Origin of the sequence: Priestia aryabhattai (assembly GCF_023715685.1) — a bacterium.
Lineage (GTDB): Bacteria > Bacillota > Bacilli > Bacillales > Bacillaceae_H > Priestia > Priestia aryabhattai_B.
This window is the reverse complement of the sequence record NZ_JAMBOQ010000009.1, coordinates 45,835-69,352: the sequence shown is the minus strand read 5'-3', so window position 1 is coordinate 69,352 and position 23,518 is coordinate 45,835. Positions and strand designations below refer to the sequence as shown.

The window sequence follows — 23,518 nt, the reverse complement described above, 5'->3', positions numbered from 1 at the left end:
AAGGCATCCAAGTAAGACAAAGTAAATATCTAAATAACATTGTAGAGCAGGATCATAGGTTTATTAAGAAGCGTCTGTCTACAATGTTAGGCTTAAAATCGTTTCGTACAGCAAAAGCCATTATTTCCGGAATAGAGGTCATGCATATGATAAAAAAGAAACAGGTTTATCAGGAGGTGAAGTCTGTCCCAAATCAAGTCAGGTTCATTCACCAACTATTTGGAATAGCTTCATAAGAGTGAATACCAATAGGACACTATATACCTCTTTCAAGCAAATACAATCTTTGCACCAGAACCTTTTATACTTATTAAGTACAATCCACCGATTATAATAATCTATTAAAAATCCACTTCCAAACACAAATAGTAAAGTGCTTATACCTAGACCAATTACATGGTGTTGAAGGAGTATGATAACAACACTGGTAGATAAAGGGATTAACATACAAATAATTGTTCCGATTTTATAGTTATTCATTAGCTCTCCAAATGACTTTAACAAATAATCAGACGGTAAATATATTGAACTTGCTTGAAAGTAGATGGATATAGCAATTGCAATAAAATTAAGCTCTATAAATGAATATAAACAACGAATCCATATGTCGTCGGGTACATAGACTGCCTCATGCAATGACACAAACATATCTACAAACATTCCATAAATGAAGGTTAATCCCATACTTTTTGCAATCATAATTAAAGTGAATTTGGTTTTCATTAAATAACTAAGAATAAATGAAAATAAATTTAAAATGATAATACAAGTACCAATGGAAAACGGTAATATAGAACCGAGATTTTGACCAGCAGCTGTCCAAGGTGAGCTGCCTAAATGTGAAATTATCATAAAGCTATTGCCTAAAGCATTTAACATAATAGAACAAACGAACCATAAGAAATTCACGAAATAATTTCTCATCTTATCTCCTCCTATTTTTCATCTTAGTGTTTTAAAAAGCACTTTCATACAAAATAGTACTTATCTTGTTCTTTAATTAAAATTCACACTCATAATACAATAAATTTACCCTTATTTAGTTTGAAAACAATGTAAATTCCTGTTGTATGTAAATAACTTTTTGTATAGCAGTAATTAGATTGTATCAGGTTAGATTGATTTATAAGGTAACCTGATTTTGTAATTTTTACATTCCTCTATAAGATTAAAAAGTATCTATTTTGTTAGGATTAGAAAATTTTATTTAAAATATCACCAATACAAAGAGCCACTTGTATAAAACAAGTGGCTCTTTGCTACGTTAAAGTCTATAAAACATTCACGTATCATTCACAAACTAATTATAGCATTCGCTATTTATATTTGTAGAAAATCTTCTACTTTTACATCCTTCTTTAACTTTCGCAATCCTTTATTTATCCTATAGATGGTGGAGTATTTAGGTATGTAGTCTTTATCATTACAAAGCCTAGATATAGTTGGGCGACTTAACTTTGTTGCCTTTTCGAGTTCTAATTGATTAATATCTTCTTGCTTATCTAACCATTTTCCAAATCTTGTTCGCTTCTTTCCTAAGCCTAGAATCATACAGCCATCTCCTTTAACAAGAAGTATGGACATTATGTAACTTTTTTAATCATTAGAAAAAAAGTTACATATAGGACAAGCATTAGTTCATATCATAAATTAAGACGTCAGAAAGAGACGTCAACTTAAAGTATCAGGAATGGAGAGAATCAAATGACAAAAGAATTAGCAATCTCGTTACTAAGTCGAAAAGACGTCTATTTAACGCTAGAAGGCAAACAGATGTTAGAGGTCATCTTGAAAGAGAAAAACGCGTATGAAGAGAAATAAGAAGTTGAAAAATCAAGTTGACACCTATCGACCAACCGTGCGGTATCATTCTATGTATCGTACATATGTAGATAGTCTGTTTCAAGCTACAGAATTAGACCGAAATCAAATTATGAGGTGTGCGCTTTTTACTGCAGCGCACAATCCTGTTTTCTTAGCGTTAATGAATCAGTATAAAATGAGTGACGTCCCTCTCCCCTCCTCTCCGTGGCAGCCTTCTTCTCACCCATTATGGATGGAACAAGAGCCCAACATCGAAGAGAAAGGAGGAGGAGAACATGATGACCTTGAGCGAAAAGGAACGTCTACAAACACTTCTACGTTACTTGGAACATCAACAGATGGCCAATCAATGTCAGGAACAACTATTGAATCCGGCCGACAGCCTTTTACCAATGAAAAGGCTGCACGGATCACGAGACGTCAGCGACCGATTGAGAGACGAACAAGGACGTTTCCTACCTTACAATTATCAAATAATGGAGGAATCAAACTTGATTTCAGGTAAAGAAGTAGCCTTACAACGAAAACTAAAAATAGAACCGATTGAAGGTTCTTATAATAGCTATGCGGTGAATGAAAAGGAAAAGAGGGATTGGAGTGGGAATGTCTATTTAGCTTGTGTGGCAGCGATATTAGCGATCGCCTTTTTTACCTGACGTCTTTTTAGAATAGTGTCGATATTTTGGTCATAAACATATAGCATGAATACAGTTAAGACCGCCTTATACACTGATACATAATGGGCGGTCTTTGTTGTAGCTATTCTTCCAAATTGAACTTCACACAGGAAAGCCCTTTTCGCTTTAGATTAAGGAAAAAGGTTTTCTATTTACGAAATATTGGATAACAAAAATATCAGCTAATTATGAGGTGATATATTTTTTTCTGTTATTAATGTAGTCAGTACAGTCTTGGCTGAAGGTAAGTTACTATGTTCAGCTATTTAATCACGCCATGGATTAAATATTTACCCCATTCCCTCATCGCAATGGTTTCTCCAGCTTCAGCTGCTTTCTGTAACCACTTTTCACCTTCCATCACATTCTGTTTCAACTCATGTTTTCCAGTTAATAATCGATAGCCTAATATTCTCATAGCTATTGGTTCATGTACGTCAGCTGCTTTCCTAAGCCAATACTCGCCTTCTTCTACATTCTTTTCTATATCCAATCCTTCAAGTAATCTGTATCCTAATACTCTCATAGCCATTGGATACTCCAACTCCGCAGATCTTCGAATCCACTTTTCACCTTCAGCCTGATTTTTATCCAGGTCTTCCCCGACGAGCAAACGGTAACCCAACTCCATCATGGCCCATCGATCTCCAGTATCCGCAGATTTTCTGAGCCATTTTTCGCCTTCCTCAGCATCTTGTTTCACTAGCTTGCCCGTTAATAATTGAAACGCTAACTCATTCATCGCTCCATTATCTCCAGCTAGGGCAGCTTGCCTTAACCATTTGATTCCCTCTTCTACATGGATGTTACTTTTTTCTTTCTTTTCATTGAAATCGATAACATCAGCCATGTGTTCACTCGTTGGGTTTTCTTTTTCATTTTGAGTCAAGACGTTCTCCCCCTTAACGCTTCTACTTTCACTTCACTTACTTCTGGTATTCATAAGTAACCGGAACTTTGTCCATTTTGACAGTTTTGGCCACGACATAACGACGATAGCCGTCTTTTAAAATCTTGGACCCTTTTTCAATTGTCAAAGGCTCATCTAAGCGTCCTGTGCGTTTCACAAAATCAATGACCTTTTGTGTTTTTTCAGGATTTGGACGTGTCCTTAAGAACTCTTCAGGTACGATAATGTCATCAAAGCTTAAAACATCCTGTGTCCCTTTTGGCTGATTTGGCATCTGTTTCTTTTGTGGCTCAGCCTTTTTGTCTTGAACAGGCGTCTCCTTCACTTCTGACTGTACTGTTTCAGCTTTCTTCTCTTCTTTTGCTACAGGTTGAGAAGTAGTTACCGGTTTTTCTTCCTGTTTGGTAGCAGCAACCTCTTGTGTTGCTGCAGAAGCTTCTTGTTTGGCCTCTTTTTTATCGTTTGATTCATTGGTTTCTTTGTTTTTTTTATTCGGGAGAACGGTAATCTGGAAACAGATCACGCCTACTTCACCAGGACATTCATCAATCGGAATGTCTAATGTTGGTTCTCCTTGAATTAAGATTTTTTCATGCATAATACTTTTTTTCGTGAGACCTGTTTTATTAAAAGCCTTCTTTGCAACAAATACCGTGTACGAAATAAACGTACTCTTCTTCAACCCTTTAGGCGCAGATGGTGACCCTTTTTCACGCATATCAAAGGCAACATAGCGATCGTATTCTCGAAGTGGTCCTGTGGATGATCCGGTTAACGTAATTTTATGTGGCATAATGTTCTCCTCCTGCGTAGATATATAGGTATTTATTATTTAGAACAGTGTTCCAAATAAACATACCTTAATAATAATTTAGCTTCTAAGAGATTTCTTCACTTTCTACATTTTCTCCTGTCGTACATATAAACAGAGACTATGCGCATACTTTTAGTATGGACTTGTAGCTCAATGGCAGAGCAGCCAGTCGTATTACACTATACAACTTTGGCGTCTTGCAGGTTCAAATCCTGCCAAGTCCTCTCTTAAAACACTGAATACGTTAAAAATAGCGAAAGTCCTTATGATGCTTTAACTATTTTTAAAAATTAAGAAGCTGGTTCCTTTAATTTAGCATGTTGGTGCAATAAATCTTGTTCCTCAGGTGTTAATGCTTGTCCTAAATCTTGTTTCAGTTCCGCCATTTCTAACGAACTGTACGTTGAGCAGTGTTCTTGCAGCAAGTTCTCTTCTTCTGTTGTTAACTCTTGTCCTAATTTCTGCTTTAATTCAATTATTTTTAACTGTTGACCTAAAGATATTTCTGCTTTTTCTGTACCCTTCTCTTGATCTTTCTTAGCCTTTAACCAATCAGGAACGATTTCTTTACGGATAATACGCTTTGGTGTAAACAATTTTGTAGATGACTCTTTTTTATGTATAACTTCCTCATCAGTTGGATATACTGGTGAATAATTCTCGTTTTCAGGATCAATCAACTGATAGAATTGGTTTTTCGCAATTTTATAGATTAACTGGCACATATTATCTAAGGTTAAAGGTTTTCCTTTATGATTAGCTTCATGCACATATTTATCTAATCCAACAATGGTGGAATACGCAATTTCATGTATTTGCTCTTTTTCAATCGTAATCTCTGTATCTCGTTTTACGGCTTTTGCAGCATTTTGAATACGAGCATAGAAGTCTTGTAGTTGATGTCCATATTTACCTGCATAGACTTGATTGACTTTTTTAGGCACACCTTTGATATACGTAAAGGACTGTGAAACAGACATTAAATGATTATTTATATGATTTACAGGTAAATCAAGGTTAATAAAGGCATCAGGTGATTTATCAGCCTCTAAGCTTGTCATATCAACGTTTTCATCACTTTCTGGAGACGTCACAGGACGTGTCACAGGAGTGGTCATTTCTTCTTTTTCAAGGCTTTGTACACCTGTTGTGTCATGGGCGAAAAAGATTTCGTCGCAAATGTGATGAAAGTTTTTATGGCTTTTAAGGATAAATACATAGCTATCAGGGTGAGTACCCGTTGCATCCTCTTTAATGTATCGTGCCACAAGTATAAAGGGTGTCGCTTTTAACGAGCGCACAAAACGAGAAACTGTACTTTTTGAGGCATTAAATTTCTTCATGAGCGTTTCAGAACGGATTGCTTGAATGCCCGTAGCGACTAGGTTATAGATGACATAATCGAGCATTTCCATTCTTTTTTTAGGAAATTCTTTATGTATGGCAGATTGTTGTTGTTTAAAGTGGGTACGAAGAATTTCTAAAAACTCTTCTTTCTTTTTCCGAAGTGTGGACTTGTTGGTCCATAACCATTTGAATTGTCCATTGAAGGTATCTACATCTTTTAAATAGCAGGTCAATATCTTTGTCATTTGTTCATCGTCTCCTTTAAGGAACACAAAAAAGACACTATTTCCCTCGAAAAAGGAAAACAATGCCTTGATTTTGATGAACTAAGCCCTTGAAATAGATGTCAATTTCATATAAAATAAAAACATAAGTTTTATTTTATAGAAAAACTAAATCTATTAACAAGAGACTTCGACAAGTGTTTTCCCTACTGTGTTTAGGGTGAACGGTTTAAGAGTGTTGACAGCACTTCTTAAACAGTTGAAGTCTTTTTTCTATTCCGCACGTTTTTGTTAGTTTTATTATAGCGTTAACTAGTCTCATAATTCAATAAAAATTAGCAAAATATATCAAAACGAGTATTTTGGGCTAATCTTTTTCATTTAGATAATAAATAATTAAACAAATATTTATCTAAAAAGCAAAATCTTTCTCTCTACTCTCAATCAGTATAAAAAAGTGCAATTTTTAGTTTCACTATAAGTGGTCTTCTAAACTAGCATTATTTAAAAGAGGCATTGCCCTTAGTTAATTCAGCTTAACTAAGGGCAATGCCTCTTTCGTTTTTTTTATTTCATATTTAATTAAAATAGATTAATCATTGATTTTATTGAATATCATACTCTCTTTCAAGCCGATCGACTAAATGTTCACTTATATAATCTTCGATGAAAGCTCGCTTTTTATTATAATTTTCTTCCTTTTTGAAACTAAACAGACCAGTTTTCACAGTTATATTCCGTTCTTCTTCGGGTAACATAACCCATTTTTCAATTGCTTCTTTTTTTAATTTGTTTCTAATTTTCAATTCATTTAGACGCTGCTCTTTTTCTAAGATTCTTTGGTTGTTTGTAGTTGCAGATGTTTCAGGGAGTGCCTTTAGTACATCTTGAAATTGAGATAAAATCTCTTGATTTGTTTGTCCACTTTGTTTCATAAATGTTGTTAAAACCTGAACCATAGAATCAATTTTCTCAGTTGCCTCTGCTAATTGTTCCTCTAAATTCACTATTTTCTTCTCAAAAACTGTTTTCATAGGCTCATTCTTTTCTAACATCTCAGATGTTGTTTCTCCATTAAAATGTGAACGAATTTGCTTAATAGAGTAACCATTTTCTTCTTTTAATCTCTTAGCCTCAAGTAACATATCAATCTCTTCTCTTTTAAAGCGACGATGACCACCTTGAGTACGGATTCCTTGAATATTAAAATCCTCTTGATATCTTCGAATGGTTTGGTCAGAAAGCCCAGTAAGCTTTATTACTTCACTTAGTTTGAATTCTTCCTCAGTTTGTTTCAAAATTAACCCCCTCCTCTTCTCAAGTATAATAACAACAAATTTGTTGCTATTATAACAGAACTGACACTGATTTTTGAGAGATTTAATGATGGATTTTGTGTTAGATTTACAGTGTTTTTGCTATTTTTGATAGAATAAACAATCCAAAGTTCTAGTTCATTATAACAAAGTTCTTAAATAGACTAAAGGAATGAAATCTAACTATAAATCTATAGGAAGTAACTGTTAAGTTTAGATTGGAGTAGACTAAAGGAATGAAATCTAACTATAAATCTATAGGAAGTAACTGTTAAGTTTAGATTGGAGTAGACTAAGGAATGAAATCTAACTATAAATCTATAGGAAGTAACTGTTAAGTTTAGATTGGAGTAGACTAAGGAATGAAATCTAACTATAAATCTATAGGAAGTAACTGTTAAGTTTAATTTAAGTTAAACTTAATAGATGGAACCTTACTGCAAATCTGTAATGAATTACTTTTAGGTTTAATTTAGGTTGAACTATAAGGATGATATGACTGAAATTCTATAGTGAATGAATATTTAGTTGAACTTGAGTTAGGATTAAGTTCAACTAAATGGGGGAGTCTTACTGTAAATCTATAGTAGTTGATTATTAAATATAAAATTAGTTGAGATTATAATGTTTATTAATTATTAGAATAACAACCTTTACTTTCAAATTAAAAATATGGCTTTAGAGTTTTCTTTTTTTGTAAAAATAATGAATTATAGTAATCCTATGTTAATATTCTATATCTGTTTTTATTCTTCAAGATATAGAAATTCTACCCACAAACAGAATACCCTTGATTCTGTTTGTTCAAATATTAATGGAACAGTAACCATTAAAAAATGTGTGTATCGTCCAACTTGAAATTCACTCGATATGGTTATCAAACTAGATCAGACAGATGAAGAAGAGGTAAGTTTTGTTGCACAATAAAAAGCGAATCAAAACGTGAAATTGCCTGTTTAATTATTGTATGAAGATGATGGCTATTACGTGGTAAGGATTAATGATTTATCTCCAAATTGGGAGGCACTAGCCTTTGATCTATATCAAGAAAATGAGGAAAAGGAAAAGTGAAGAGGGAAAAGGAACAAAAAACAAACAAGAATATGCGCTTTTGGTGAATGATTTAGAAAAACAATTTGTTAAAAAGAAAATGAAAAACTATGAAAAAGCAATCACGGTAGAAGCGAAACATAAACATCAAACGCAACAAAAAATGAACGAGTTACAACGTGATATGAAGTACCAAGTGGAGGAGGAAAAAGCAGATACGGAATCAAAAATTGCGATGAAAAAGGATACCATTCAATCTAGTGATGAGAGCATTCAGCTCTATGAAGATGAACAAAAAAGCTTACAAGAAAAGCTCCAAAAATTGAATGAAAAGCAGCAAGATTTAGCCATGAAGTGAAAAAACACAGGGGGACGCAAAGGGGACATGGCTCCAAAACAGGGGGACATAAAGGGGACATTGGGATTTTAAAGGGGGACGCAAAGGGGACATTAATCGACTTTCTTTGATATCACGGTTTTGCTAGGCTCTGCCTAGCCTATCACCCCGTGTGATAGCAAAAACCCCTTATGCTCTTCTCTTCTCTTCTCTCTTTTTTAGTGGGGAACCACAATTTACAGGAAAGGAACGAATGTCATAGATATGTTTTTACGAAATATTGATCCAATTGCTGTTAAAAAAATAGATGAAATCGCAAAAGAAAAAAAGATTTCTCGTCAAGAATTCTTAAAAGGTCAGATTGAACACTGGCTGTTTTTCAAGAACAAAAAGATCGTGAAGCAGAGTTAGAACATCTCATTGATCGAAATATAAAGATGATGGAAAAGTGTGCAGGGGCAATTGAAACAATCAATGGATTTATTCAAGAAATGAGGGGAGAGGAATGAGTACGCCTTCTTTTATTCCAGGCGTAGTGTTGAAAAACAAAATTTGTTACATCTGATAAAAAGGCTTTTCAGGATTATGTTGATTATGTAGATCGTGATGATGCTAAAAAAGAGCAGGATGCTCATGAGAAACTGTTTACCCTTTATCAAGATTATATGGATAACCCTAATAAGACATCTTCTTTGTTTACTGAACAATCGGATCAATTGAATGGGCAGGAGAAAAAGCAATTAAAAAAGTTGTTTGAAAAAGCGCGATAGCATTTTAGAGCGTGTCACGGCTGAAGAAAAATATTATTCAACCAAAACACAAGCGATCAAAAATGGATGGATGACAAAGGAGGAAGTCGTGAAACTTGAACATCAGATTAATTCAACCATGACTAAAAACGAGAAGGGGGTCATGAATGGTCAAGTTCAAGAACAATCTCTTACTTTTCAAGACCGTATGGAAGTGGGCAGTCAAATGCAATTCCAAAAACGTACAGGCACCGTCAAAAAGAAAAAAGAAGAACAGGAACTCGAAAGGTAAGGGAGCATAAAGCTCTCTTTTTTATTGGTCAATTACACATTATATAAAGAGAACCTACATTAAATTTTTATTAATGTTGGCCTTTCTTATTTGCTGTACAATTAATGTAATAATATAAGTGGGAATATTCAAATAAAGGAGTAGAAAGTATGGAAAAACAAGAATATGAATGGGTAAAACAAACACGTCAAATCTTATTAGAGCAATGTAAAGAATTAAATGAAGGTGATTTTACAAAAAAACTCGGATTTGGTTCTCAGAGTGTAAGAGATTCTTTGATTCATGTGGCGGGTTGCTACCATGCTTGGCTCGGTTCTTTTGTTCTTTTACAAACGAAATCGCCTCTTTTAACAAAAGAAGTAATTAATAATATGCAGATAAGTGATATTCAACTTTATTTTGACCAAGCAGATGCATATGTAGATGCTGTATTTGAACAATTTAGTGATAACTTCGATGACATTATTGAGAGAGAACTTGTTTGGAGACCAGAGGTTAATAGGATAAGAAAGACTCCTCGACAATTGCTCATGCATACAATTACACATGAGTTCCACCATAAGGGGCAAATTGTAGCTATGTTACGTTTATTGGGTTATATACCTAAACATACAGACATAATTGCTCTATCTGATAAGGAATATGGATCAGTTTCTTCAGGTAAGGAATAAGGGAGTTAGTTAAAGGTTTCTCCTTCAAAATTAACAAGCTTTATCCAACATCTACATGTAACTTAATAAAATTAAATGCAAAAAAGCAGAGGTTGTTCATTCCTCTGCTTTTTCTTATGCAACTTGAGCCAATACTAGTGGTGAACAGCTGTAACAAATTCCTTTTAGAGCCGTTTCCTTAATGAAATCAGCTATAAGAAAAGAAAAATTGCAAAATGAATGTGCAATTTTTTTGCACGGAATAATGGAGCAAATTCTTCAAAAAAACGGAAAGAAACGCAAGAAATAGAACGCTAAAAATGGCAAAATATTGAAAAATGAGGGGCTGAAAAGCTCCCTTTTTTCATATGGTGAAGTGAGGGAGGGATTAGATGGGAGAACGAAAACATGTCAAGGAGGAGGAGGTTATGAAAGCGCGAGATGTTGATTTGTTGTCGTATCTGGAAGCGAAAGGCGAAAGCTTTGTGAAAGAGGGAAAGTATTACCGTCATACCGAACATGATAGTCTACTTATCAAAGGGAACATGTACGCTTGGAATAGCCGCAATGAAACAGGATACGGGGCGATTAGTTTCGCTCAAATGTATTATGGGATGTCGTTCCCACAAGCCGTATTAGATATTAATAAAGGGGATTATAAAGAAGTTTCTCTTTCACATGAACAACCGTCGGTTTCAACATCAAAAGAGCCTTTTCGCTATCCAAAAGAGTTAGAAGTAAAGGATCAAAGCAAAGTAAAGGACTATCTGATAAAGGAGCGTAAAATTGATCCTCGGTTAGTTAACTGGCTGCTTCAAAAAGACTTAATCGCCCAGGACAAACGGAACAATGTCGTGTTTAAATGGCGTGAACACGGGGGCAAAGGAAAGGTGATTGGGGCGGATCGGCAAGGAACAGCTTCCATGAACAATAAACGAGGTTCCTTTAAGCAAGTCTTACCGAACGATAACCCACATACAGGCTTTTCAATTGACGTTGGTCGCCCAAACAAGATTCATTTCTTTGAAAGCTCAATTGATGTGCTTTCTTATTGGAGTATAAAGGAGAATCAATTGCAGAATACACGCCTTATTAGTATGAATGGCTTGAAGCCTAAAACAGTGGCTCAGTCTTATATTGAAGCTCGAAGAGAAGGCTTAAGCATTAAAGAAATGGTGTTAGCTGTCGATAATGACCAAGGGGGAAAAGAATTTATTGACAAAATGAACCAAATCGTTAATGCTGATTTAGTAAAAGCAGATATTCCAAAGGGAGCAAAAGATTGGAACGAGCAATTAAAGAAGAATGGAAAAACCATTCAACCTGTGGCATCACGTCTCCGGAATAAACAAACAGAACAGGAGCTTTCAATGAATGGATAAGGTGTTTCAAAGTGTGTTTTATCTTTTTCTTATTATGATTTTATTTAAACTTTCTACATTTGCTTACCGTGTGATTCGTGAACGAAGGTATATGAAAGAGTTAGCCCAATCAGGTATGCCTTATATTGATAAGATGGATGGGTATCAATTTGAGGTATATTTGCGAGCACTTTTTCAACAACTAGGATACAAACCACAGATAACGCCAAAATCAGGTGATTTTGGGGCTGATCTAGTGATGAAAGGTAAAGAAAAGGTTGTGATTCAAGCCAAACGGTATAGCGCTAAAAATAGGGTCAGCCTTTCAGCAGTACAAGAAGCGTACGCAGCAAAAGTGTATTATAAGGCCAATCAAGCTTGGGTCGTGACCAATAGTTATTTCACGAAACAAGCAAAAGAGCTTGCAGCTGCATGTGATGTAACTTTAGTGGATCGGGCGGATCTTCAAAAATTTATTAACGAGGTAAATCCAGTTTTTAAGGCACGGGAAATCTTTGAAAATATCACACCAGAACCTCGTAAGTGTCCGAAATGTGGGCAGGATCTAGTCGTACGAGATGGGAATGGTACTCGCTTTTTTGGTTGTTCTTCTTTCCCTTCTTGTTGTCATACGGAGAAAATTAATAAGGAAGTAAGTAAAAGCAGACCTTCATTATAATAGGGTCTGTTTTTTCTTACTCTCAAAAGGAGCCGATGTTATGAGTTCATACACTAGTCTTAACTGATTGGTGAAGGGATATTTTTTTATGTATAACTCATTAGATTCATCACATAATAACAGTGTAATGGTATTGTTTTCTCTCCAAAGAGATTCAATCACACTTACCCTACTTCAATCTTCCTTCTAACTGATTGAGTGGGGTTCTTTTTTATGTGTATTTTAAGACGCTGAAATTTGCATCGAATGAGTAGTTGTAGTTGTACACAAAATAAACGTTCATTTCGTCAGAGAGCGTTTCTCTGCAATTAATAGAACTGAAATAGTGCCTAATAGAGAATAAAAACAGGTGGATTTCAAATAATATTGATAATTCACAAATAATGGAGGTCGTCTATGCGTTCAAATAATAATTTTGTGGTACTACTGTTCTTCTCTATTATGGGTATAGTTGCTACCACTGTTTTCAGTAGTGTTCTTATTTCTCAGAATAACCGTCTTTTAAGGGACAGAAAACAAAGATAAAATAAAAAGAGGTTAACTTGTTGTAAAGCAAAGTTGGTCTCTTTATTTATTAAATAATCGTTGAGAAAAGCATCTTTCCATTTGGAAGGTGCTTTTTTCGTTTCTTATAAAAATATAAAAAAGAGGAGAGTTCTTATGAAGAACATTTTTATGAAATCAATGACCATTCTTACATTACTAATGGTCGCATTATGTGGAGTAAATCAAGGGAAAACAGAAGCAGCAAGTAAAGCTGCGAATCAAGATTTGATTATTATTAACAAGTACTACAACAAGTTTGCTTATTTTCATAATGGCTATATTGAAATCGTTGATCCAGTAGCAACGGGAAAAACGTGGGAGAAAACACCTGTTGGATTTTTTAAAGTGGTAAACAAGATTAAAAACCGCCCTTACTATACAGGACATATTCCTGGGGGCGATCCTTGCAATCCCTTAGGAAAACGTTGGTTAGGATTAAATGCTAACGGTACGTATGGCGATACATACGGTATTCATGGCAACAACAATGAAAGTAGTATTGGAAAATACGTGAGTCAAGGTTGCGTGAGAATGTATAATGCAAATATTGAGAAGCTTTATAATAAAGTTCAAGTAGGCACACCGGTTGCAATTACTTATTCCTATAAGAGCTTTGTTGATCTAACTAAAGTTTATGGGTATTATTTCAAAGGCTACAAGTTAAAAAACAACTAATATCTAAACAGCATTCCGTTATCACGGGATGCTGTTTTTTCTTTGTCTTCTTGCCATATAGCCCTTATCATAGAAATATATGAAAAATATGGTGAGGGAGGATATAATTATGCGAGCGAAAATCGAAAAAGCTAAACATGTGTTAATGTTTAAAGCTACAGGGGAGTTTTATGCGCATGAGGTAAATCAAGATAAACTAAAAATGGGCTTTTTTATCTGTCCTTCTTGTGAAGTCAGAGTTTATTATAAATACGACCATTTCTTTTCCCGTGAACATACACGAAATTGCAACTATGTGAAGGAACAATTTAAGAAAAAAGCCTACTAGGTAAATGAAGGTTCAACAATTTTATATGAGATTACGGAGAAAAGGGGGGAAATTATATGAAAAATCATGTTTATCAAAATGGACGCTTAATTCAAACAAATAAAAAGTTTTCAGCATTAAAGCAAAAGCAGAAAGAATGGATAACTAACGAATTAGGACAACGCTATATTAGTGCGATCAACTACCCTCACGTCAAATTACACCCCAGGAAACGAGATCAAATTTTAGACGAAGTTTATGATGTTATTGTAGCCAAGGACATATGGATACCTTTTCATGAAGTGAAAAAACATTACTTTAGAAAAATCCCTTCTTTTATAAGCAGTCATCGAAAAATGATGGAAAAGCAGGAAGATGAAAAACTGGAGTAATTATTTTGTTTAAATAAAGGAGAAATTTTTCTGCCTAAAATAATGTTTTTTTCGGAACTTCATCAAAAAGGGAACGCTTTGGGCTAAAGGGTTTTGATGAGTTCCTTTAGCTCTGTTAAATATACTTTAATCCAAAAAGCACCCTGAAAGGATGTGATGAATTTGAAAATAGTGAATTTATTAATGACATTGATTGCTGTTTTACTCTTTATATCTGGTTGCAGTACGCAAGTACCAAAAGAGAAAAATAAGGTAGAAGATATTTTAAGGCATAGGGTATTTAATTTAGATGCTGAAACTATTAAAGACTTAGAAAAAGGAATCATAAAAGGAACACCTTTAAGGCTTGATAATGATACTAAAATGAGTGATGTAGAAAGAATTTGGGGCAAACCAAACGAACATTTTGACAATGAAGACATTCAAACATATAGATATACAATTGAAAATCAAAATTTCATTATCGACGAAGATGAAATGAACGAAATTTATACAATTCAAGTTGAACTTGATTATTCAAAAGATGAAATTTTGGAGATAATGGGTAAACCAACAGAACCTGGGAATATTTTTATTTATGAAAAAGAAAATTATAGTATTCAATTTGAGAAATTCCATAATAAATGGCGACTAATTTTAAGAAAAAGATAGGCTGTTTTTACATTTGTTTTCCTATTTGCACTAATATACGGCTTCGTTGCAGTGCATTAACAACTAATAGCCTTAAAGAGACAAACCTTTTAATTACGGTTTGTTTTTTATACTATTGCTCTCAACAAAGAGAGCCTTCTTCTGAACTGATAGGCGTAAATACCTTTACCCATTTATAAATTGTTACTTCTGATACACCATATTCGCTGCTTAAATCTTTAACCGAGTTTCCCACATGATATAAATCCACAATGTTTTTCTTAAACTCATCATTGTAAGGACTTAATTAAATGGTGTCCATGAAACTATACTAACTCCAGATCCAAAAAGGTACACCTTTTTAGACGATAGGAAAACTAATGAAAAACCGTCTTTTTATCTTCTGAAATAAACCTTATTGTACGTATAAAAAGTAATTAATCTTTTTATACGTTATGTCATATATTTAGAGTATGTATAGGATATACAAGCCTAGTTTACATAAAGCCTTTTATCTGAAGGGATATATTGTAAAAATACTTATTGAAAGTTATAGTTGTACTATTGAATTTTACATAATTATCTGACAATAGTGAAAGGATATTGATGAAAATGAAAATTAGTAAAAAAGGTGCAGAACATTATATATGGGGAGACAAATGTGATGGATGGCGTTTAGTAAATCAAAATGATTTAAGTGTTATTCACGAACGTATGCCACCTAATACCTCTGAAGTACGTCATTATCATACAAAATCCCGGCAATTTTTCTTTGTATTAATCGGCACTGCTACTCTAGAGATAGATGGGAAATTAGAAAATATAGCACCCCTTGAAGGTGTAGAAGTTCCTCCTCATGTCCCTCATCAAATGATGAACCGATCTAATGAAGACGTTGAATTTCTTGTTATTTCTCAACCAACAACCAAAGAAGATAGAATACCAGTTTAATTTTAAATCAACTTGTTAACTAAAAGTAGATATCATATCCACTTTTAGTTAACATAATTAAAGTTTCCGGAACACATACAAAAAGAGAACCCTTGGCGTAGAAGGATTCTTAAAGAGTTGGTTTCTCTCCAATATGCAGCTTTTTATACACCCTTGATATGACGGTATCCTCTTCAGGTGTGGGTAAAGAAAAAATGTATAAAAAGCGCACTTTTTATACATATGCTAGTCCTCATAAAAATAGTCTTTAGGGAAATGAAACTAAATATAATAACGTTTATGTCAACTAACTTTGCAAATTCTATACAATCAACATAGCAGCTTTATGAAAGGGGAATTGTGTAAACCAAAAATGTGTAGAGTATATAGTATAAACCAGAAAAGGACATCTATTCTCAGTTTAAAGAGATAGTCCTTTTTTGTGAAACAATAGGTATTAAGGTAGATTATTAAGCAATTTCTTTACTATTAATAGGTGCCAGTATTATATCAGTCATTTCTTCATAATCATATTAACTTGTAGGTATAACTGTAAAATGTTCTAATTTATTAAGAACTCCCTGTTTGAATGAAAAATACATTACAAATAATTTTTATTCATATTTAAGGGTTGGTTAATAATACAATTGCATTCTTTTGAAAGAAGGAGTAAACTTTGAATGAAAAATAGATTTTATCGGGAGTCTGTGGAATCAGGCTGAGAGTACGACTAATCTGTCGTAGACCGTTGAACCTGTTGGATCATGCCAGCGTAGGGAAAGTGATAATAGCGATAGTCTAAGCACTTTACTTATGTAGAGTGCTTTTTTATTTTTTTAGGAAAGGGTTGGAAGCAGATGAAACAGCAACAAGAAATTATTGAAAGTACGCTTCAATTTATACAAAATCAACTTTCTTCAGAAGATGATTTCAATGAACAAGCCTTACAAATATTCTCATATCAATATCAACATAATCTTCCATATCGGACGTTTTGTATGCAAAAAGGGAAAACGCCAAGAATGGTCAAAACATGGAGGGATATTCCGGCAGTTCCCATTAACGCTTTTAAAGAAGTTACATTGAGTTGTGCTGATCCTAATGAAGCAGCAGCTGTTTTTATGACAAGTGGTACTACGAAAGGAATTAAGGGTAAGCATTATCACCCGATTTTACATATATATAATCGATCAATGACTTTAAATTTTAAACAAAGGTTTATGAAGGACACAGAGAAAATACGTATGGGAGTTCTCTTTCCCACAGCAAAAGAACTGCCGAACTCTTCATTAGCTCACTATTTAGCTTTAGGAATGAAGGAGTTTGGTACTGAAGATAGTCACTATCTAATAAATGATAACGGAGTTGACATGGATCGTTTGCTAGAAGAATTAAGTCACTCTGAAGAAACTGGGGAGCCGTATGCTCTTGTAGGAGCAAGCTTTAGCTTCGTACACATGTTAGAAAAACTGGAAGGCATGGGAAAAACGTTTTCTTTACCAAAAGGAAGCAAAATCCTAGATACAGGAGGATTTAAAAATCAATCAAAGGAATTGGATTTGGATGAGTTCTATCAGTTACTCTCCTCCATTTTAGGAGTAGATCGTGCTGAGTGTATTAATATGTACGGAATTACCGAATTAAGCACACAATTTTACGACAATGGAAATACAAATGTTCCATCTGTTAAATCAGGACCACATTGGATACGAACAAGAGTTATAAATCCATTAACAGGCGAGGAGGTATCCAAGGGTGAGCGTGGAGTACTTGTACATTGTGATCTTGCAAACTTTAACTCGGTAACGACAATTTTGACAGAAGATGTGGGAATTGAGGTCGACTGTGGTTTCCTTTTATTAGGAAGAGTGGAAGGCACTCAAGCCAAAGGATGCTCGATTGCTGTAGAGGAATTTTTAAAGGCAACAAAGGAATTTCCAAAATGAGAGAAACTGCAGGGTATCTCCCAGATATAGGAGAAGAATTTGAGAAAAAAGTTTTGCTGTTCAGAGACAAAGAGGAAGTATTAGAGGTGGAAATTCCACTTCTTACAGAAGAACAGATGGATAAGGTTATCCAGAAAGTCAAGAAGGCGAGTGCTGAGACGTTAAAATCTTTCTCGGTTATGGAGCTTGTGAAGATCATAGATCAAGTCATTGATAGATTACTTGATCGAAATACATCTTGCCGTCAAAAGGCGGAAAAGCTTTTACCTATTGTAACCGGCTATAGTGAGGAGCTAATTCGACTCGGTCTTACTTCTTACTTAAAAAACTTTCGAAAACATGAACTGCAACGTTTTCTTATTGAGGATTTAGGAAATCTTTCTTTACTCGATGAATTTCAACCTCGAGTAAAAGGGGGTTTTTCAAAGGCAATTGGACCGGATCTTATTACTCATATTTGGTCAGGAAATGTCCCGGGCTTACCATTATGGAGTTTCATCTCTGGTTTATTGGTTAAAGCAGGAAATGTCGGAAAAGTCCCAAGTGCTGAGCCTTTATTTGCTGGCTGGTTTGCTAGATTATTAGTGGAAATAGAACCGCGTTTATCAGACTGTTTTGCGGTGGTTTGGTGGAAAGGCGGCAACGAAGAGCGAGAACGTTCTCTATTTAAACAAACAGACGTTGTAGTTGGTTATGGGGGGAATGAATCATTGCAATCTATTCAAAGTCGTATTCCCATTACTACTCGTTTCTTGCCATTTGGACATAAAATCAGTTTTGGAGTCGTTTCTAAATCTTCCCTTGATTCTCACAAAGCTTGGCATTCCGCACGTCAAGCAGCTCTAGATGTGGTTCGTTATGATCAGCAAGGTTGTTATTCTCCCCATCTCTTTTATGTACAAAATGGGGGAAATATCTCTCCGAGAGAGTTTGCAAGGTATATGGCTCATGAACTAGATAACTTTGAAAAAAGGTTTCCACGCCGTAGTCTTTCAATGGAAGAGTCTGCATCATTAGCATCATGGCGCCAAAGAGAAGAGATGGATATTTATTCTAACCCTTATAAAGAGGTATTAGGGAATGCTGCAAATGATTGGACAGTTGTTTATGAAGAGAATGACATAAGTTTTAGTCCCAGCTGTTTAAATCGTATGATAAGAGTGATTGCATTTGAAAGAATAGAAGATATTATTCCTTCTATTGCACCTAACCGGTCTTTTCTACAAACGGTTGGTATAGCAACAAGCCCGAAAGAACTTTTTCATTGGGCAGAATTATTAGGAAAAATAGGACTCACACGTATTACAGCATTAGGAAATATGACGTCTCCAGAAGCTGGCTGGCATCACGATGGTCGATTTAATTTACTAGATTTGATTCATATGGTAGATATAGAATCTTCTGCTGAAGAGGAAAGTGAGAGATTTGCTCCTTATGTGGATTAGGAGGTAAAACATGAGTTTTTTAACAATCAACGATGTGACATATAGTTATCAAGGTAAAAATTTGGTTATTGATAGGGTGAACTGGAGTATTGAAAAAGGCGAGTTTCATTGTTTGCTGGGTAAAAGTGGTTGTGGGAAAACAACATTACTAAAGCTTGCTGCAGGCTTATTGCAGTCCAATGATGGGAGTATTCAATTAAATGGGAGAGAAGTTATGAAACCTTCCACGGAATGCGGATTTGTTTTTCAATCACCGACATTATTGGAATGGAAAACAGTGATAGAAAATGTGCTGCTTCCTATTTCTCTTCTACGAAAGATAACCGAAGAAGATCGAAAAAATGCAACAAATTTATTGGATCTTGTTGGATTAGCTTCCTATGTTAATCAATATCCTATGCAATTATCGGGAGGGCAACAGAGCCGTGTTGCTATTGCCAGAGCCCTTATTCAAAAGCCATCTATGTTGTTTCTAGATGAACCATTTGCAGCATTAGATGCAATTACAAGAGAAGAACTACAGGATGATCTTCTAAAGGTTTGTAAGTTGCATAACACAACTGTTCTTTTTATTACTCACGATATCTCAGAAGCTGTCTATTTGTCAGATCGATTAGCTGTCATGGCAGAGGGAAAGATTGCGTATGAATCGGCGGTTGATCTTCCGAGACCACGAATCATGAAAATGAAATATGAATCTTATTTTAATGAGTTTTGCCTAAACATACGTCATGTAATGGGTAGGGAACAATTATGAAGAAGATGCCGTTATATTCTTTTCTCTTATTTATTGTCTTGCTTATCGTGTGGGAAATGGCAGCAAAAAATATGTCAGAACTCATATTGCCTGCTCCCTCTATTATTTTTTCTACTCTTTTGGAGGGTATAAAGAGTGGATATTTCATGCCCCATATTATGCGGACTATGGCAGAGGTATTACTCGGCCTATTATTTGGAGGCTTATTTGGCTTTCTGGCTGCGATTCTTATGGGAGAAATTCAAATCATAAGGAAGCTTTTTTTTCCTTATGTTATTGCAAGTCAAGCTGTTCCAAAACTCGCTTTAGCTCCATTATTCATTCTCTGGTTCGGTTTTGGGATGACATCCAAAGTAGTAATTACAGCATTGATCTGTTTTTTTCCTTTGCTTGAGAATACGGTTACAGCTATCCAGTATACCGATAAACAGAAACAAGAATTGTTCCGTATGTTAGGAGCTAGCCGGTGGAAAACATTACTGCATTTAAAAATACCTGCTGGCATGCCAGGAATTATTGCGGGACTTCGTGTCGCTGTGGTATTAGCAATAGTAGGAGCTGTCGTCGGTGAATTTATTGGTGGTAGTGAAGGATTGGGAGCCGTAATTGTAGCCTCTCAGGGGATGATGGATACACCTTTAATGTTTGCGTCTTTAATTTTGCTAACTATCATAGGGATGCTTCTCTATCAACTCGTTAACGTAATGGAAAAGAAATGGATAAGACGATATACGAAGGAGATAAAAAAATGAGAACAAAAACATTATTAACAGCAATTGTCTTATTATGTATTACAGTGTTTTCTGCAGCATGCGGGACACAAGAAAAAGCAAGTACGACATCAGAAAAAAAAGAAATAGAAAAAATTCGAGTTGCAAATTGGAGTAAGCCAATTACAGAACAAACAAATCTATTAGTGGATGAGAAAAAAGAATTTTTCAAAGATAAAGGATTAGATGTAACCATCCTTCCTGGTGCTGGAGGAGGAGATGCTGTGAAAAATATTCTTTCTGGAAAAGCTGATATTGCCTTTGCAGATCCTGGATCACTTTTCTTTGCATTAGATAAGGGAGAAAAGTTGAGAGTAATTTATAATATTTATCCGCAAAATGTATTCAATATCGTTTCACTAAAAGAAAAAAATATTACGAAACCCGAAGATTTAAAAGGAAAAACGATTGGTGTCTATAGTTTAACAAGTGGAACTCGTCAAAACCTGTTAGTACTTTTACACGAAGCTGGTCTTACTGAAAAAGATGTAAAAATTGTAGAGACAGGTATTTCAAACTTTGCTCCCTTAATGCAGGGGCAAGTAGACGCTACGGCAGCAACAGATACAGGATTAGCCGCGGGTAAACAAAAAGGTTTAGGTGCAGTGAATGTAATGGAAGTAAAAGACTCTTTAAATGTACCAAGTGATGTATTTGTGGTAACAGAAAAAACGTATCAAGAGAAGAAAGAAGAGTTTAAACTATTTTTAGCAGCTTATCAAGATAGTGCTGAGTGGATGATTGAAAATCCAGAAGGAGCAGCTTCTTTAGCGAAGAAGTATGCAATTGATGGAACCGATGTGAAACAAAATTTAGAGATTATTAAATTACGAAACACTTCCAGTGTTTCCTCCTTAACAGATGAAAAGGGATTAGGATCCCTTGATACAACCGTTCTGCAAAAAGCTGCTGACACATATCAAAAATTAGGATTAATTAAGAATAAATTGAATATGGAAGAGGTTGTAAACCAAGAACTTCTTCCTAAGAAGTAACGGGGGAAGGATAATGGGGAAATTTTCAGGGCAAGTAGTACTTGTTACAGGAGCGAGCCGGGGAATAGGAGCTGCAATTGCTCGTGCATTTGGCAAGGAAAAAGCCTTTGTTATTGTAAATTACCTCCAAAATGAGGAGGCTGCCGAAAAAGTTGTATCATCTTGTATTGAACTCGGCGGTGATGGATGGGCTATTCAAGCAGATGTAACTTCCGAATCAGATATTAACCGAATGGTAGAGCAGATTTTAATGGAAGTAGGAAAAATTGATATTGTAATAAACAATGCCTTTAAATCATATAAATTTGATCCAGAAAAACGTAAAATGGCTTGGGATTTGAATTGGGAAGATTATCAAGCACAAATTGATGGAGCAGTACGCTCTGCGCACTATATGTGTCAAGCAGTTCTTCCTATTATGAAAAAACAAAGCCAAGGAAGTATCGTAAATATTATTAGTAATTTAGTTGAAAGAACACTTGTTCCTTATCATGAGTACAATACAGCTAAAACAGCTCTAATGGGCTATAGCCGTAATTTAGCAGCAGAGTTGGGGTCTTTTGGTATAAGAGTTAACTGCGTTGCTCCAGGGCTTGTATATCCTACAGATGCCAGTAAGAATACGAAGGAAGAAGTAAAGGAAATGATTATTGCCCAAACACCTCTTCGTAGAATTGCTACTCCTGAAGATATAGCTGGACCAGTATTATTCCTGGCTTCAGATTGGAGTCAATTTATGACAGGGCAAACTTTGTTTGTCGATGGAGGATTTGTAATGTAATGGAAGGAGTCGGTATTTATATTAAAATGCCGACTCCTTCTTTTGTGCCTTTGTAGATTTGTCAGTTTACAAAAAGGATAGCTTTTGTATGCTTAAGCATTAGTAAGTACTCTTAATTTGAGCAAACTACTTAAGATATGTAAAGTATCATACCTAAAAAAACTACTGAATGTGGGGTCAGTCTCCCTGCACAGTAGGTTTTTCTATTTTTAGTCTGTATACGTTATTCATTTCTAGTTTATATAAGCTTGATTATGTTAGTCTCACTTTCTGTCATATCATTAAGTAAATCTAAACATACTTTATTAAAAACATTGTTATTATTTACACATATTGTATAAAAATACACTATTTGTCGTCACTTAGAGTAAATGATAAAACATAAAATTTTATAAGTTAGTTTTACCTTTTACTTCTATATATAAAATACTTATACATTTTCTAATTAGTTGTTATAAATACAACAATTTATTAAAAGGGAAGTAGAAGATAGATTGGTATATGATAAGAAGTGGATTTGGATATTTGTCGTCACAGAAAGTTGATAGTTAAACTAATTGTTTTTAAGAAATACTTTAAGATTTACTTAACATAATTGATTTTATAGATATCCTCATATTAAAAGAAAGCATATCAGCAAATATAAGTAAGACTTCAAAAAGAGAGGAGTTACAATATAAAAAGAGGGAAATGATTCTCAACTATTAGGAAAATAAAATAAATAGTTTAGCTCTTTTTAAACGTGGAAGATAAAAAATATATTAAAAATTATTAGGAGGAATGCAAAATGGCAACTAATAAAAATAATGGCAAAATGAGCCGTGAAGAGGCTGGAAGAATGGGTGGCAAAGCTACCTCTAAAAATCATGACAAGGAATTTTACCAAGAGATTGGCGAAAAAGGCGGAGAAGCTACAGCTAAAAACCATGATAAAGAATTCTACCAGGAAATCGGTGAAAAGGGTGGAAAATCCAACAACAAACGTGATAACGACTAATTTTTTGTAAAACTAAATTTTTCTGTTTTACGCTGGATATCATATACATTTTTAGTTAGTATAATCAACATGGATAGAAGCCAAATTCTTTATATATAAAGAATTTAGCTTCTGTTT

At 34.6% G+C, this 23,518-nt stretch carries 26 protein-coding genes and 4 pseudogenes; 23 read left to right on the top strand and 7 right to left on the bottom strand.

Translation table 11 applies throughout. The features are described 5' to 3' along the window. Positions 1-236, top strand: a 236-nt coding sequence (locus M3225_RS25515; protein WP_251399408.1) for a DDE-type integrase/transposase/recombinase, incomplete at its 5' end; no start/stop codon positions are given. On the opposite strand, the gene M3225_RS25510 is transcribed toward M3225_RS25515, so the two are convergent. Continuing rightward, complete coding sequence (locus M3225_RS25510) at positions 205-924, bottom strand: hypothetical protein (protein ID WP_251399399.1); 720 nt, start codon at positions 922-924, stop codon at positions 205-207. The two genes, M3225_RS25515 and M3225_RS25510, sit on opposite strands and share 32 nt — an antisense overlap. A gap of 396 nt (positions 925-1,320) precedes the next feature. Continuing rightward, on the bottom strand, positions 1,321-1,551 hold the full coding sequence (locus M3225_RS25505; RefSeq protein ID WP_251399397.1) for a helix-turn-helix domain-containing protein: 231 nt from the start codon (positions 1,549-1,551) through the stop codon (positions 1,321-1,323). Positions 1,552-1,825: 274 nt separating this feature from the next. On the opposite strand from M3225_RS25505, the gene M3225_RS25500 reads away from it, so the two are divergent. Together M3225_RS25500 and M3225_RS25495 are read left to right on the top strand one after the other, a co-directional pair. Continuing rightward, the gene (locus M3225_RS25500) at positions 1,826-2,329 is read left to right on the top strand and encodes a hypothetical protein (protein WP_251399395.1); all 504 of its coding nucleotides are present in this window, start codon (positions 1,826-1,828) and stop codon (positions 2,327-2,329) included. Next, the gene (locus M3225_RS25495) at positions 2,316-2,480 is read left to right on the top strand and encodes a hypothetical protein (RefSeq protein WP_251399393.1); all 165 of its coding nucleotides are present in this window, start codon (positions 2,316-2,318) and stop codon (positions 2,478-2,480) included. Before M3225_RS25500 ends, M3225_RS25495 begins: the two co-directional genes overlap by 14 nt. A gap of 283 nt (positions 2,481-2,763) precedes the next feature. Here M3225_RS25495 and M3225_RS25490 read toward each other — a convergent pair whose 3' ends face one another. Both M3225_RS25490 and M3225_RS25485 read right to left on the bottom strand, forming a co-directional pair. Beyond that, positions 2,764-3,390, bottom strand: coding sequence for a tetratricopeptide repeat protein (locus M3225_RS25490; protein WP_251399392.1), 627 nt, complete (start codon positions 3,388-3,390; stop codon positions 2,764-2,766). Positions 3,391-3,427: 37 nt separating this feature from the next. Further along, a complete protein-coding gene (locus M3225_RS25485) occupies positions 3,428-4,204 on the bottom strand; it encodes a plasmid stabilization protein (RefSeq protein WP_251399390.1) in 777 nt (258 codons plus the stop codon). A 160-nt stretch (positions 4,205-4,364) separates the two neighbouring features. On the opposite strand from M3225_RS25485, the pseudogene M3225_RS25480 reads away from it, so the two are divergent. Next, positions 4,365-4,449: pseudogene (locus tag M3225_RS25480) on the top strand. A 66-nt stretch (positions 4,450-4,515) separates the two neighbouring features. On the opposite strand, the gene M3225_RS25475 reads toward M3225_RS25480, so the two are convergent. Further along, on the bottom strand, positions 4,516-5,817 hold the full coding sequence (locus tag M3225_RS25475; protein ID WP_251399387.1) for a replication protein: 1,302 nt from the start codon (positions 5,815-5,817) through the stop codon (positions 4,516-4,518). Positions 5,818-6,401: 584 nt separating this feature from the next. Continuing rightward, positions 6,402-7,094, bottom strand: a complete 693-nt coding sequence (locus M3225_RS25470; RefSeq protein WP_251399384.1) for a helix-turn-helix domain-containing protein — start codon at positions 7,092-7,094, stop codon at positions 6,402-6,404. 1,051 nt (positions 7,095-8,145) lie between these two features. On the opposite strand from M3225_RS25470, the gene M3225_RS25465 reads away from it, so the two are divergent. The 11 genes and pseudogenes from M3225_RS25465 to M3225_RS25415 all read left to right on the top strand — a co-directional run bounded on the left by M3225_RS25465 (position 8,146) and on the right by M3225_RS25415 (position 14,801). Next, the gene (locus M3225_RS25465; RefSeq protein WP_251399381.1) at positions 8,146-8,520 is read left to right on the top strand and encodes a hypothetical protein; all 375 of its coding nucleotides are present in this window, start codon (positions 8,146-8,148) and stop codon (positions 8,518-8,520) included. 243 nt (positions 8,521-8,763) lie between these two features. Further along, a complete protein-coding gene (locus M3225_RS29985) occupies positions 8,764-8,910 on the top strand; it encodes a hypothetical protein (protein ID WP_374109852.1) in 147 nt (48 codons plus the stop codon). A gap of 191 nt (positions 8,911-9,101) precedes the next feature. Further along, positions 9,102-9,269 (top strand): annotated as a pseudogene (gene mobL, locus M3225_RS29720) (relaxase MobL); the annotation flags it as partial. After that, the gene (locus tag M3225_RS25450) at positions 9,253-9,540 is read left to right on the top strand and encodes a hypothetical protein (RefSeq protein WP_251399378.1); all 288 of its coding nucleotides are present in this window, start codon (positions 9,253-9,255) and stop codon (positions 9,538-9,540) included. The pseudogene mobL and the gene M3225_RS25450, both read left to right, overlap by 17 nt. 149 nt (positions 9,541-9,689) lie before the next feature. Then, the gene (locus tag M3225_RS25445) at positions 9,690-10,211 is read left to right on the top strand and encodes a DinB family protein (RefSeq protein WP_251399375.1); all 522 of its coding nucleotides are present in this window, start codon (positions 9,690-9,692) and stop codon (positions 10,209-10,211) included. A gap of 371 nt (positions 10,212-10,582) precedes the next feature. Beyond that, positions 10,583-11,572: a DUF3991 and TOPRIM domain-containing protein gene (locus tag M3225_RS25440; RefSeq protein ID WP_251399372.1), complete on the top strand. Its 990-nt coding sequence runs from the start codon at positions 10,583-10,585 to the stop codon at positions 11,570-11,572. Beyond that, the gene (locus M3225_RS25435) at positions 11,565-12,230 is read left to right on the top strand and encodes a restriction endonuclease (RefSeq protein ID WP_251399369.1); all 666 of its coding nucleotides are present in this window, start codon (positions 11,565-11,567) and stop codon (positions 12,228-12,230) included. The genes M3225_RS25440 and M3225_RS25435 overlap by 8 nt, the downstream gene beginning before the upstream one ends. A gap of 660 nt (positions 12,231-12,890) precedes the next feature. Beyond that, a complete protein-coding gene (locus tag M3225_RS25430; RefSeq protein ID WP_251399354.1) occupies positions 12,891-13,451 on the top strand; it encodes a L,D-transpeptidase in 561 nt (186 codons plus the stop codon). Between the two features lie 109 nt (positions 13,452-13,560). Beyond that, positions 13,561-13,779, top strand: coding sequence for a hypothetical protein (locus tag M3225_RS25425; RefSeq protein ID WP_251399351.1), 219 nt, complete (start codon positions 13,561-13,563; stop codon positions 13,777-13,779). 56 nt (positions 13,780-13,835) lie between these two features. Next, on the top strand, positions 13,836-14,150 hold the full coding sequence (locus M3225_RS25420) for a hypothetical protein (RefSeq protein WP_251399348.1): 315 nt from the start codon (positions 13,836-13,838) through the stop codon (positions 14,148-14,150). 162 nt (positions 14,151-14,312) lie between these two features. After that, positions 14,313-14,801 carry a hypothetical protein gene (locus M3225_RS25415; RefSeq protein WP_251399345.1) on the top strand — a complete coding sequence of 163 codons (489 nt, stop codon included), beginning with the start codon at positions 14,313-14,315 and terminating at the stop codon, positions 14,799-14,801. Positions 14,802-14,949: 148 nt separating this feature from the next. On the opposite strand, the pseudogene M3225_RS25410 reads toward M3225_RS25415, so the two are convergent. Then, a pseudogene (locus M3225_RS25410) lies at positions 14,950-15,078 on the bottom strand (transposase); the annotation flags it as partial. Positions 15,079-15,392: 314 nt separating this feature from the next. On the opposite strand from M3225_RS25410, the gene M3225_RS25405 reads away from it, so the two are divergent. The 8 genes and pseudogenes from M3225_RS25405 to M3225_RS25370 form a co-directional block, all read left to right on the top strand. Beyond that, positions 15,393-15,731: a cupin domain-containing protein gene (locus tag M3225_RS25405; protein WP_251399341.1), complete on the top strand. Its 339-nt coding sequence runs from the start codon at positions 15,393-15,395 to the stop codon at positions 15,729-15,731. 836 nt (positions 15,732-16,567) lie between these two features. Continuing rightward, complete coding sequence (locus M3225_RS25400; protein ID WP_251399339.1) at positions 16,568-17,656, top strand: LuxE/PaaK family acyltransferase; 1,089 nt, start codon at positions 16,568-16,570, stop codon at positions 17,654-17,656. Further along, positions 17,653-19,101: an acyl-CoA reductase gene (locus M3225_RS25395; RefSeq protein ID WP_251399336.1), complete on the top strand. Its 1,449-nt coding sequence runs from the start codon at positions 17,653-17,655 to the stop codon at positions 19,099-19,101. Before M3225_RS25400 ends, M3225_RS25395 begins: the two co-directional genes overlap by 4 nt. A gap of 10 nt (positions 19,102-19,111) precedes the next feature. Continuing rightward, entirely contained in the window at positions 19,112-19,858 is a 747-nt protein-coding gene (locus M3225_RS25390; RefSeq protein WP_251399333.1) for an ABC transporter ATP-binding protein, read from the top strand. Further along, complete coding sequence (locus tag M3225_RS25385; protein WP_251399331.1) at positions 19,855-20,610, top strand: ABC transporter permease; 756 nt, start codon at positions 19,855-19,857, stop codon at positions 20,608-20,610. The genes M3225_RS25390 and M3225_RS25385 overlap by 4 nt, the downstream gene beginning before the upstream one ends. Continuing rightward, positions 20,607-21,623 (top strand): ABC transporter substrate-binding protein, encoded by a 1,017-nt coding sequence (locus M3225_RS25380; RefSeq protein ID WP_251399328.1) that lies wholly within the window; start codon positions 20,607-20,609, stop codon positions 21,621-21,623. The genes M3225_RS25385 and M3225_RS25380 overlap by 4 nt, the downstream gene beginning before the upstream one ends. A 13-nt stretch (positions 21,624-21,636) precedes the next feature. Further along, positions 21,637-22,404 (top strand): 3-oxoacyl-ACP reductase, encoded by a 768-nt coding sequence (locus tag M3225_RS25375; protein ID WP_251399325.1) that lies wholly within the window; start codon positions 21,637-21,639, stop codon positions 22,402-22,404. A gap of 787 nt (positions 22,405-23,191) precedes the next feature. Next, a pseudogene (locus M3225_RS25370) lies at positions 23,192-23,386 on the top strand (KGG domain-containing protein); the annotation flags it as partial. Between the last annotated feature and the right edge of the window lie 132 nt (positions 23,387-23,518).